Below are 2,500 nucleotides of genomic sequence, written 5' to 3' on the forward strand. Positions count from 1 at the left end.
TGGTTCCTTCAGGGGGCTTGTGCCCCGGGAGATCTCATCTTGAGGCGCGCTTCCCGCTTAGATGCTTTCAGCGGTTATCGCTTCCGAACATAGCTACCCGGCAATGCCACTGGCGTGACAACCGGAACACCAGAGGTTCGTCCACTCCGGTCCTCTCGTACTAGGAGCAGCCCCTCTCAAATCTCCAACGCCCATGGCAGATAGGGACCGAACTGTCTCACGACGTTCTGAACCCAGCTCGCGTACCACTTTAAATGGCGAACAGCCATACCCTTGGGACCGACTACAGCCCCAGGATGTGATGAGCCGACATCGAGGTGCCAAACACCGCCGTCGATATGAACTCTTGGGCGGTATCAGCCTGTTATCCCCGGAGTACCTTTTATCCGTTGAGCGATGGCCCTTCCATACAGAACCACCGGATCACTAAGTCCTAGTTTCCTACCTGCTTGATCCGTCGATCTTGCAGTCAAGCACGCTTATGCCTTTGCACACAGTGCGCGATGTCCGACCGCGCTGAGCGTACCTTCGAGCTCCTCCGTTACTCTTTAGGAGGAGACCGCCCCAGTCAAACTACCCACCATACACGGTCCCCGACCCAGATAATGGGCCCAGGTTAGAACGTCAAGCACGACAGGGTGGTATTTCAAGGATGGCTCCACTGCAGCTAGCGCCACAGTTTCATAGCCTCCCACCTATCCTACACAGACGAACTCAACGTTCAGTGTAAAGCTATAGTAAAGGTTCACGGGGTCTTTCCGTCTTGCCACGGGAACGCTGCATCTTCACAGCGATTTCAATTTCACTGAGTCTCGGGTGGAGACAGCGCCGCTGTCGTTACGCCATTCGTGCAGGTCGGAACTTACCCGACAAGGAATTTCGCTACCTTAGGACCGTTATAGTTACGGCCGCCGTTTACTGGGGCTTCGATCAAGAGCTTCGCCTTGCGGCTGACCCCATCAATTAACCTTCCAGCACCGGGCAGGCGTCACACCCTATACGTCCACTTTCGTGTTTGCAGAGTGCTGTGTTTTTGATAAACAGTCGCAGCGGCCTGGTTACTGCGACCCTCTTCAGCTATAGCTCGCACGAGCCACCAAAAAGGGTGCACCTTCTCCCGAAGTTACGGTGCCATGTTGCCTAGTTCCTTCACCCGAGTTCTCTCAAGCGCCTGAGAATTCTCATCCTACCCACCTGTGTCGGTTTACGGTACGGTCTGCGTAAGCTGAAGCTTAGGAGCTTTTCCTGGAAGCGTGGTATCAGTGACTTCGCCTTAAAGGCTCGTCTCGGTGCTCGGTCTTGAAGGATCCCGGATTTGCCAAAGATCCAAACCTACCGCCTTTCCCCAGGACAACCAACGCCTGGTACACCTAACCTTCTCCGTCCCTCCATCGCACTTACGCGAGGTGCAGGAATATTAACCTGCTTCCCATCGACTACGACTTTCGTCCTCGCCTTAGGGGCCGACTCACCCTGCGCCGATTAACGTTGCGCAAGGAAACCTTGGGCTTTCGGCGTGCGGGTTTTTCACCCGCATTATCGTTACTCATGTCAGCATTCGCACTTCCGATACCTCCAGCAGACTTCTCAATCCACCTTCAACGGCTTACGGAACGCTCCTCTACCGCGCATAACAAAGTTATGCACCCCAAGCTTCGGTTCACTGCTTAGCCCCGTTAAATCTTCCCCGCAGACCGACTCGACCAGTGAGCTATTACGCTTTCTTTAAAGGGTGGCTGCTTCTAAGCCAACCTCCTGGCTGTCTGTGCCTTTCCACATGGTTTTCCACTTAGCAGTGAATTTGGGACCTTAGCTGTGGGTCTGGGTTGTTTCCCTTTTCACGACGGACGTTAGCACCCGCCGTGTGTCTCCCATACAGTCCGTCTCGGTATTCGGAGTTTGCAATGGTTTGGTAAGTCGCGATGACCCCCTAGCCATAACAGTGCTCTACCCCCGAGAGGATACATATGAGGCGCTACCTAAATAGCTTTCGAGGAGAACCAGCTATCTCCGGGTTCGATTAGCTTTTCACTCCTAATCACACCTCATCCCCTACCTTTGCAACGGGAGTGGGTTCGGGCCTCCAGTGCGTGTTACCGCACCTTCACCCTGGGCATGACTAGATCACCCGGTTTCGGGTCTACTGCCCGCGACTATGCGCCCTTATCAGACTCGGTTTCCCTTCGCCTCCCCTATACGGTTAAGCTTGCCACGAACAGTAAGTCGCTGACCCATTATACAAAAGGTACGCAGTCACTCCTTGCGGAGCTCCTACTGCTTGTACGCACACGGTTTCAGGTTCTATTTCACTCCCCTCTCCGGGGTTCTTTTCGCCTTTCCCTCACGGTACTGGTTCACTATCGGTCGGTCAGTAGTATTTAGCCTTGGAGGATGGTCCCCCCATGTTCAGACAGGGTTTCACGTGCCCCGCCCTACTCGTCTTCACTGAAATGGCCCTTTCAGATACAGGGCTATCACCTTCTATGGCCGCTCTTTCCAG

Annotated in this window: 1 rRNA gene (only partly in view); it reads right to left on the bottom strand. The window is 54.3% G+C overall.

Going from position 1 to position 2,500, the window contains the following annotated elements:
• Positions 1 to 2,500: ribosomal RNA gene (locus tag ACZK5G_RS22210) — 23S ribosomal RNA — on the bottom strand (it extends past both window edges: 87 nt to the left, 293 nt to the right).

Source organism: Stenotrophomonas sp. 62841_Sma, from assembly GCF_056482945.1.